Source organism: Terriglobia bacterium, assembly GCA_032252755.1.
Lineage (GTDB): Bacteria > Acidobacteriota > Terriglobia > Terriglobales > Acidobacteriaceae > JAVUPY01.
In genome coordinates this window covers 88,422-96,507 of sequence record JAVUPY010000042.1, presented here as the reverse complement: position 1 = coordinate 96,507, position 8,086 = coordinate 88,422, and the positions used below count along the sequence as shown (strand labels likewise).

Here is an 8,086-nt window from a genome sequence, read left to right as displayed (position 1 = left end):
AGCGATTTATAAGGACCGACACGCGCGGATCATCATCAAGGCCCGGAGAGCGAGTCTCCACTAAAGGCCGGATACATTTACGCAGACTGTCCCTTCCGCCCAACTTCACCCCTCTTGCAGTCCGGCGGCGGACCATACATTATCACTCTCAATCGTGCTCGATGGGCCTAAACTGCTCATCCACTTTCGTCAATCCCTTTGGAAGCTCGAACATCGAATCCGGCACGGTTCCAACGTGTACATTGCTCACCTTATACGTCGATGCATCGCCAATCGCCATCCTCAGGGTGACCCCTTGGGCTTCGTCGATCCAGTAGTAGACGTGAAATCCCTTCACCGGGTCATAGAGGTCCCATTTCCTTGCTGCGCGCCCCTCAATCTCCTCGCTGCCAACTAGCTTGCAGAAAGAGGGATATGTAGCGTGAGGACACATCGATCCATCCACCATCTCGGGAGCATAGGTTCGAAGCCTCCTGCTCTCAAGCACCATGTACATCTTGCTGTCAGGAAAAGTTCGCCAGCCTTGGCGCGTCTTCAAGTCGAAAACATCAACCATCTTGCCCCAATCGAGTCGGATGTGGTTACCACTCACATACAGTCTCCCTGAGATTGACGGAATAACTGTTGATGAAAGGGAAATGTCGGCGGTGAAAGGTTTGGCGGTACTGTTCTGTGCACGACAGGCATTCAGCAGAAACGCAAGAGCGATCACGGCAAGGACGAATAAGAGCAGATTCCTCGTTCTACTTATGTCGCGGCTCATGTGCAGAGTGTAGGCCGGGCTTTGCGAAAGTCAAAGTGAACAAATTCACGGGATAGTGAGTGATAACAGGACATCCCACGCATTAATTCAATTTATGATTCAGTGCACATCATTAGTCCCCTCGTTTCTCGCTTTGAGAAAATTCTTGTCAAGAGCCAAAATTTGTCATTTTCGTCGCAAGCTCCTCATTCCAATCGAAATATAGTTTCCTCCCCAATGTCACAGTAGCCATACCCAACCTGCTATTCTGAAAATAGAGAGACACAACAAGCGGCCGTCCCTAACCGGATGGCCGTTTCCTTTGCGCCCTTTCGCGTCCCTCTCCTGCCCTGGCCTTGTCGCACGCTTTTGGCGACAGGGCGGGGCTTTTGACTTGGTCTTTGATTTTGTCTTTCGACTTTCGAACCGGCCCCCGGTACCTGGTACCCGTTACCCGGCACCCTTTCCTGGAGGAACTCATGACCATCCCACTCTGCCACCACATCATGCCCAGCGGAAACACCTGCGGTTCGCCCGCGCTACGCCACCAGGCCTTCTGTTACTTCCACAACGAGCGGCGTAAACGCGCCCTGCGAGCCAAGCGCGCCCGCGATCTCCGATCCCGCACCTGCCCCTTCCACCCCCAGGTCCGTACCTACCGTAACCAATGCCCCCTCTTCCTCTCCGCCTCCCAAATCCCAACCCCCGACCCCGTCAATTTCGAACCACCGTTGATCCAGCCCGGCCAACTGGTGCAGCTCAAAATTGGCAACTGAGAACTGTGTATGGCAAATTGCGTATTGCGAGTTGTACCTCGAGTTGTACCTCGCACCTCGTACCTCAAAAACACATTTTTCCATCGCAAATTCTTGAACCCAAAAGGAGACCACACATTTTCAGATTTAAATTCTTTGCTTTCATCTCGCTACGCCGAAAATTTCCGTAAGTACCTGAAAAGAGGACGCTGCAAAAATAGGGGGTGGGTAGAACAGATTGGACGCTTCGACATTCGACTTCCGGCTTCCGACTTCCGTCTCCCCGCTGCTACAGTTGTACCCACGGAGGGCCTATGCACATCCCGGACGGCTATCTCAGTCCATCGACCTGTGCAACCCTCTACGTCCTCTCCGGCTCCGGCTGGTGGCTCGCCCTGAAAAAGATCAAGCGCGTCCTCATGACGCGAACGATTCCCCTGATCTCCGTCTTCGCGGCCTTCTCCTTCGTCATCATGATGTTCAACCTGCCGCTGCCCGGAGGAACCACAGCGCACGCCGTCGGAATCGCCGTCGCTGCCATCGTCCTCGGCCCTTGGGGAGCGATTCTCTCACTCTCCATCGCCATCACCATCCAGGCACTGCTGTTCGGCGACGGAGGAATCACCACCCTCGGCGCAAACTGCTTCAACATGGCCATCGTCGGCTCGCTCGTCGCCTGGGCCGTCTATCGCCTCTTCGCCAGTCGCGGACGCCGCAACGTCCTCGCCGCCGCCATCGCCGGTTACGTGTCGATCAACGCAGCAGCGTTTCTGGCCGCGATCGAGTTTGGTATTCAGCCCGTGCTCTTCCACGACGCCAGCGGAACCCCGCTCTACGCGCCTTATCCGCTGCACATAGCGATCCCAGCCATGATGATCGGACACTTGACCATCGCCGGATTCGCCGAAGCAGCCCTGTCTGGCGGAATGATCGCCTACCTCCAGGGCACCAGGTCGACTCTGCTGAGCAACACCGCCTTCGCCAAGCAGGTGACAACAGCACCTCAGCCGACAGTCGCCACGCAGGCCACCTCGGAGTGGAAGCTCTGGGCCACCGTCGGATCGCTGCTGATCCTTACCCCTCTGGGAACGCTGGCCGTCGGAACCGCCTGGGGCGAAGGCTCCGCAGAGAGTTTCACCAACGCTCCCGCTGGCCTGGCGCGGCTGTCGTCCATCTGGACGGCCCCGTTCCCGAGTTACGCTCCAGCATTCATAAAGAATCCAGCATTCGGATACATGCTGTCGGCGATGTTCGGCGTCGGAATAATTCTGCTTCTCTCGCTCGTAGCTCGCGCTTTCAGCCGCAAAGAGGCACGCTCGTGAGCCACATGATTGAGTCCACGCTGCGCAGTTTCACCAAAGCTCTCTCGAAAGCCTTCGCTTCCGAGCAGACCGCAGCAAAGCGAGGTCTGCTGCAGAGCTTCGATCCGCGCGCGCGAATCGTCTCGATTCTTGTGCTGGTTATTGCGGTTGTCCTTACTCTCAGCCTCTTGCCGCTGAGCGCTCTGTTCCTTCTCGCGGTCTTTGTCTCGTTCGGATCACGAGTGCCTTTCGGAACGCTGATCAAGCGCGTCTGGCTGATCGTCTTCGGCTTCACTGGCCTGATCGCGCTGCCCGCGATCTTCATCACGCCCGGAGATGTTGTCGCTCAAGCAGGCCGATTGGCGATCACAGCCCAGGGATTGCGAACCGCATGTCTGCTCATCCTTCGTGTGGAAACCGCAGTCACACTCACGACCGCACTCGTCCTGAGCACGCATTGGGTACAGATCCTGCGTGGTCTTCGCGCGCTCTGGGTTCCGGCAGAAGTCGTGACGATGCTGGCGATGACGCATCGCTACATCTTCCTGCTGATCGAGACCGCGGGACAGATGTTCGAATCGCGCCAGAGCCGCATGGTAGGCGCAATGAGCGGAGCCGATCAGCGCCGTATGGCGATCCGAACAGCCGGAGTTCTGCTCGGCAAGAGCGCCGATTTGAGCTATGACGTTTACCTCGCCATGCAATCGCGAGGCTTCACCGGAGACATTCGACTGCTGGACAGTTCTCGAATGAAGCTGAGAGATTTGGCATCGATCGTGCTCGCAATTGTTATTGCTTTTCTTGCAGTCTGGTTCGGAAGATAGTTCGTGAACCTCTTCGATCTCCAAAACGTCAGCTTCGATTACGACGGAATCGTCGCACTGCGAAACGTGTCGCTCGCCATCGCTTCCGGCCAGCGCGTTGCGATCGTCGGAGCCAACGGTTCCGGGAAATCGACGCTGCTGCGTTTGCTCGACGGTCTCTGCTTCCCTTCCGCCGGAACTGTCCGTTTCGGTGGTGAGGAGATGACCCTCGATCGTCTGCAGGGCAGCGGATTCGCCTTCAACTTCCGCCGCCGTGTCGCACTGGTCTTCCAGAATCCCGATGTTCAGCTATTCAACCCAACTGTCTTCGACGAAGTCGCCTTCGGCCCTCTGCAATTGCAGTTGCCGAAGGATGAACTGCTGCAGCGCATTGATCAGACGATGGAGTTCATGGGAATATTTCACTTGAAAGATCGTCCTCCTCATCGCTTGTCAGGCGGCGAGAAGAAGCGCGTCGCGTTGGCGTCCGTTCTGGTACTCGATCCGGAGGTGCTGTTGCTCGACGAGCCCACCTCCACACTCGATCCAAAGGCTCAGAGCCAACTAATCGACCTGATTCAGAGTTGGAAGAACACTTCGAAGACGGTAATTACCACGACTCACCAGTTGGACATCGTGGAAGATATCGCTGACATTGTCTACGTCATGCAGGAAGGTGAGATCGTCGCATCAGGAGAGCCGTCGCAAATCCTCTCCGATTCGGATTTACTCCTCCGCGCGAACCTGATCCATGCCCACAGGCACTCGCATGACGGCGTGGTGCACTCGCATCCACACTCGCACAGACACTCGCATCACGAGCACGGACACGAACACATACACGGTGATGAGTTCGACAAATGAAGGTCAGAAGGCCCACTTCAGCAGCGTAGCTCCGCTTGTGAAGCCAGCGCCGACCGCAGCCAGCAGCACGGTATCGCCCTTCTTGAGTTTGCCTTCTTTCAGGGCTGTATCCATCGCGAGCGGAATAGTTCCAGCGGTCGTATTGCCGTAGCGATCGATATTGATAATTACCTTCTCCGGAGGCATCTTGAGGCGATCGGCCGTGGCGGTAATGATGCGCTTATTTGCCTGGTGAGCGATGAAGCAGTCGACATCGGCGCCCGTGAGATTGTTGCGCTTCAGAACGTTCTCCGTCATCTCCGCCATCTTCTTCACGGCATACTTGAACACCTGCTGACCGTCCTGGTGCACGACGTGCATGTTCTTCTCAATCGTGTCCTTCGACGCCGGATTCAGCGATCCTCCGCCGGGCATATTGAGGAACTGCCCTCCGAAGCCTTCCACCTGGTGCACAAAATCGATGATGTGGGGCTCGCCATCCTGGGCGGGTTCGAGAAGGACCGCACCAGCGCCGTCGCCGAAGATGATGCAGGTCGCGCGGTCCTTGTAGTCGATCATCGAGGAGTTGACGTCCGCGCCGATGACGAGGACTTTCTTATGGGCGCCACTTTCGACGAGTTTCGCGCCGGCCGTGAGGGCAAATACGAATCCCGAGCACCCTGCGGACAGATCAAATCCCCAGACATTGGAGAGATTGAGCTTGTGCTGGATAAGGCAGGCCGTGGACGGATACATCATGTCCGGGGTAACGGTGGCTAAAACAATTGCTTCGATTTCATTCAGGTCAACGCCATAACGAGCGACCATGTCACGAACGGCGCAAACGGCGAGATCGCTGGCGGCGATCCCCTTATCCACAATGTGCCGCTCACGGATTCCGGTACGTTCGAGGATCCACTCGTTCGTGGTCTCCACCATCTTTTCAAGCTGGAAGTTGTCGAGGACTCGGGGCGGTACAAATGTACCCAACGCAGAAATCTTGGCGCGGACAGGTTTCAATCTAGTGCTCCGGAGAAAATTCTATTCTCAATGATGACTGCCGTTAGTGTAAACGGAAAGTACCAAGTGGGTTATGAGGGCACGCGAGTTGCTGATTTGAGGCGTTGAAAGCCACCCTGAAGGAACGCCCACGTAAATGGAATCTTTGATAAAATTTGAATGGTCGGACATCGGTCCTACGCAACGTCTTCCCGCCAATCCCGCCAGGTCCGGAAGGAAGCAACGGTAACGGGCTCTTGCGTGTGCAGTAGGCAGCCGGTGTCCGGCTTTATTTTCGCAACTCCCCGACGCGCAAACCGCAATTAACCTGCGGTCTTAATCCTGTCGATTCCGATTCTCCGAAAGTCTCCGCTGCTGGGAGCTAAAGCTCCACTACAATAAAGCCACACGATGTCCGATTCCGCACCCATCCTGAGGAGCGATCGCCCGGTTGTACCCCCTGCTATCGAGCAGTACTTCCAGGTGTGTCTACTGTTGTTGCTCGCGATGGGATTCCTGACACTGGTCGTGACGGGAAAGCTGGACCCGCTGAGCAGCGTGTGTATGTGCGTGGCCCTGCTGCTGCGCGGGTACTTGCTCGGTCGCGGCAAGACTATCACCATTCCCGAGCGCGTTACTTCGTACCTGGGGCTCATTTATGTCCTGGTCTACATCCTCGATTTCTTTTTCATATCCGACAATTTCGTAATCGCGACGGTTCACCTGCTGCTGTTCGGAATCATCGTGAAGATGTTCTCAATCCACCGCGACCGCGACTACGCGTACCTGACGATGCTAGCGTTCCTGGAGGTGCTCTCCGCGGCCATCCTGACCGTTGATTCGGTTTTCCTGGGCGCGCTGGGCATTTTCCTGTTTATCGGCGTGGTCACGTTCATGGCGCTGGAAATGCGCCGATCGGCGCTACGCGGCGGCCCCGTACAGCACCTGGGAAGGCCAATCGGCTTGCGTCAACGCAAACGCCGGAAAGTCTTTTCCTATGCTCTGTCGATGATGGGAATGGCGCTCGTCGGCAGTATTGTGCTGGCATCGGTCGGAATCTTCTTCGTCATACCGCGAATCGCAACCGGTGGTTACCTGAGCAAACTGGCGCAGCAGAATGAGCTAGTAACCGGATTCAGCGACAGCGTCGCACTTGGCGAGATCGGCCGGATTCAACAGTCGAGCCAAATTGTGGCGCATGTTCGAATAGGCGCGGGGCAGAAAGGTGCTGGCGTTCTCCTGCGTGGCAATACCCTCAGCGAATTCGACGGGAAGAACTGGTTCAATCCCCCGCACGATATGAGAAACCTCCCGAACTTCGGGGGTAGCTTCGATGTGCGCCTGACTCCGCCAAGTCCGACAACGAGACTTGCCGTGAGTCGTCGGCCGCAGATCATCAAGTACCGCGTCATGCTCGAGCCGATCGGGACGAACATTCTCTTCACCATCCCCTCGCCTATCCTTATATCCGGGCCGTTTCGGGAACTCTCGGAAGATGACGCCCAAGTTGTAATCAACACCGACCGCGAACATCCGACAATGCTTTATAGCGGTACGTCGGATCTCAGCCAACCGACCCTGCAGGAGTTCGAATCTTCCAGCGGGCCCTATCCGCCCGAGATCAAGAAATACCTGGAACTGCCTGACGACCTCGACCCGCGCATTGCAGAGCTGGCGCAACAAATTACAGCACACGCGCGAACGCCTATCGAAAAGGCCGCCGCCGTTCAGGCTTATCTCTCGAAGTACACCTACACGCTGCAACTCCCATCACGATACGAGAAGGATCCGGTTGCATATTTTCTTTTTGATCGCAAGGCAGGACACTGCGAATACTTCGCCTCCTCGATGGCGGTTTTGTTGCGCGAAGTCGGTATCCCAACACGACTTGTGACCGGTTTCCGGGGAGGCGAATGGAACGACCTCACCGGCAACTTTATTATTCGCGCGCAGGATGCGCACGCCTGGGTGGAAGTGTTCTTCGCCGGATTGGGTTGGTACAGCTTCGATCCCACACCCGCAGGGAGCGCTCCGGTTGTTACGACGTGGAGCCGCATGCAGCTGTACATGGATGCCGCGCAGGAATTCTGGCGCGAGTGGGTGGTCAACTACGATTTCGCGCACCAGCAGAAACTGACGAACGTCGCCGTAAACAAAGGTGTGCACCTCTTCGAGCGTGTGAAGCAGTGGTTCCGGCATACGTATGCAATGCTCGTGAAACGAGCGCGGGACACTCACCGGGTTCTAGTTAACTCTCCACGGGCGTACGTCACCTCGGTGGTGTTGTTCATAGCCGGGCTTCTCCTGCTGCTGAATGTTCCTCGAGTAGCGCGCGCAATCAGGACGCAGCACATCGCGCGAAACCCCGGAAAGGCTCCGCAGGGAGCCGCCAGCATCTGGTACCGAAAGATGACGAACGCAATGGCTCGCCGCGGACACCGTAAATTGCCAAGCCAGACTCCAGAAGAGTTTGTGGCAAAGATCAGCGACGCTCGATTGCGCGACGGTGTGGCTCGGTTCACCGAACACTACGAGCGGGCGCGATTTGGGAACTCCGCCGAAGACGCAGTCGAGTTGCCGAAGATCTACGAAGAGCTGGTGCAGAAGTAAAGCAAGACAAGCGCGGATTTCGCGGATTCGCGC

Annotated in this window: 7 protein-coding genes and 1 other RNA gene; 6 read left to right on the top strand and 2 right to left on the bottom strand. The window is 56.6% G+C overall.

Annotated features, from left to right (window positions below; genetic code table 11):
- Nucleotides 1–148 precede the first annotated feature (148 nt).
- Nucleotides 149–592 carry a hypothetical protein gene (locus ROO76_09990; GenBank protein ID MDT8068480.1) on the bottom strand — a complete coding sequence of 148 codons (444 nt, stop codon included), beginning with the start codon at nucleotides 590–592 and terminating at the stop codon, nucleotides 149–151.
- Between the two features lie 629 nt (nucleotides 593–1,221).
- Here ROO76_09990 and ROO76_09985 point away from each other — a divergent pair.
- From ROO76_09985 to ROO76_09970, 4 genes are all read left to right on the top strand, one after another.
- Nucleotides 1,222–1,518: a hypothetical protein gene (locus ROO76_09985; GenBank protein ID MDT8068479.1), complete on the top strand. Its 297-nt coding sequence runs from the start codon at nucleotides 1,222–1,224 to the stop codon at nucleotides 1,516–1,518.
- Between the two features lie 293 nt (nucleotides 1,519–1,811).
- The gene (gene cbiM / locus ROO76_09980; protein ID MDT8068478.1) at nucleotides 1,812–2,819 is read left to right on the top strand and encodes a cobalt transporter CbiM; all 1,008 of its coding nucleotides are present in this window, start codon (nucleotides 1,812–1,814) and stop codon (nucleotides 2,817–2,819) included.
- A 5-nt stretch (nucleotides 2,820–2,824) separates the two neighbouring features.
- On the top strand, nucleotides 2,825–3,622 hold the full coding sequence (cbiQ, locus tag ROO76_09975) for a cobalt ECF transporter T component CbiQ (protein ID MDT8068477.1): 798 nt from the start codon (nucleotides 2,825–2,827) through the stop codon (nucleotides 3,620–3,622).
- 3 nt (nucleotides 3,623–3,625) lie between these two features.
- Nucleotides 3,626–4,465, top strand: coding sequence for an ABC transporter ATP-binding protein (locus tag ROO76_09970; protein ID MDT8068476.1), 840 nt, complete (start codon nucleotides 3,626–3,628; stop codon nucleotides 4,463–4,465).
- Nucleotides 4,466–4,468: 3 nt separating this feature from the next.
- On the opposite strand, the gene ROO76_09965 is transcribed toward ROO76_09970, so the two are convergent.
- Complete coding sequence (locus ROO76_09965; GenBank protein ID MDT8068475.1) at nucleotides 4,469–5,464, bottom strand: beta-ketoacyl-ACP synthase III; 996 nt, start codon at nucleotides 5,462–5,464, stop codon at nucleotides 4,469–4,471.
- Between the two features lie 167 nt (nucleotides 5,465–5,631).
- On the opposite strand from ROO76_09965, the gene ffs reads away from it, so the two are divergent.
- Nucleotides 5,632–5,729: signal recognition particle sRNA small type (gene ffs / locus ROO76_09960), an RNA gene on the top strand.
- A gap of 125 nt (nucleotides 5,730–5,854) precedes the next feature.
- Nucleotides 5,855–8,053, top strand: a complete 2,199-nt coding sequence (locus ROO76_09955; protein ID MDT8068474.1) for a DUF3488 and transglutaminase-like domain-containing protein — start codon at nucleotides 5,855–5,857, stop codon at nucleotides 8,051–8,053.
- Nucleotides 8,054–8,086 lie beyond the last annotated feature (33 nt).

Bases quoted from the DNA above. Each gene is read 5' to 3' on its own strand.
- ROO76_09985 (MDT8068479.1), top strand. From the start codon at position 1,222: ATGACCATCCCACTCTGCCACCACATCATGCCCAGCGGAAACACCTGC.
- cbiM (MDT8068478.1), top strand. From the start codon at position 1,812: ATGCACATCCCGGACGGCTATCTCAGTCCATCGACCTGTGCAACCCTC.
- cbiQ (MDT8068477.1), top strand. From the start codon at position 2,825: ATGATTGAGTCCACGCTGCGCAGTTTCACCAAAGCTCTCTCGAAAGCC.
- ROO76_09955 (MDT8068474.1), top strand. From the start codon at position 5,855: ATGTCCGATTCCGCACCCATCCTGAGGAGCGATCGCCCGGTTGTACCC.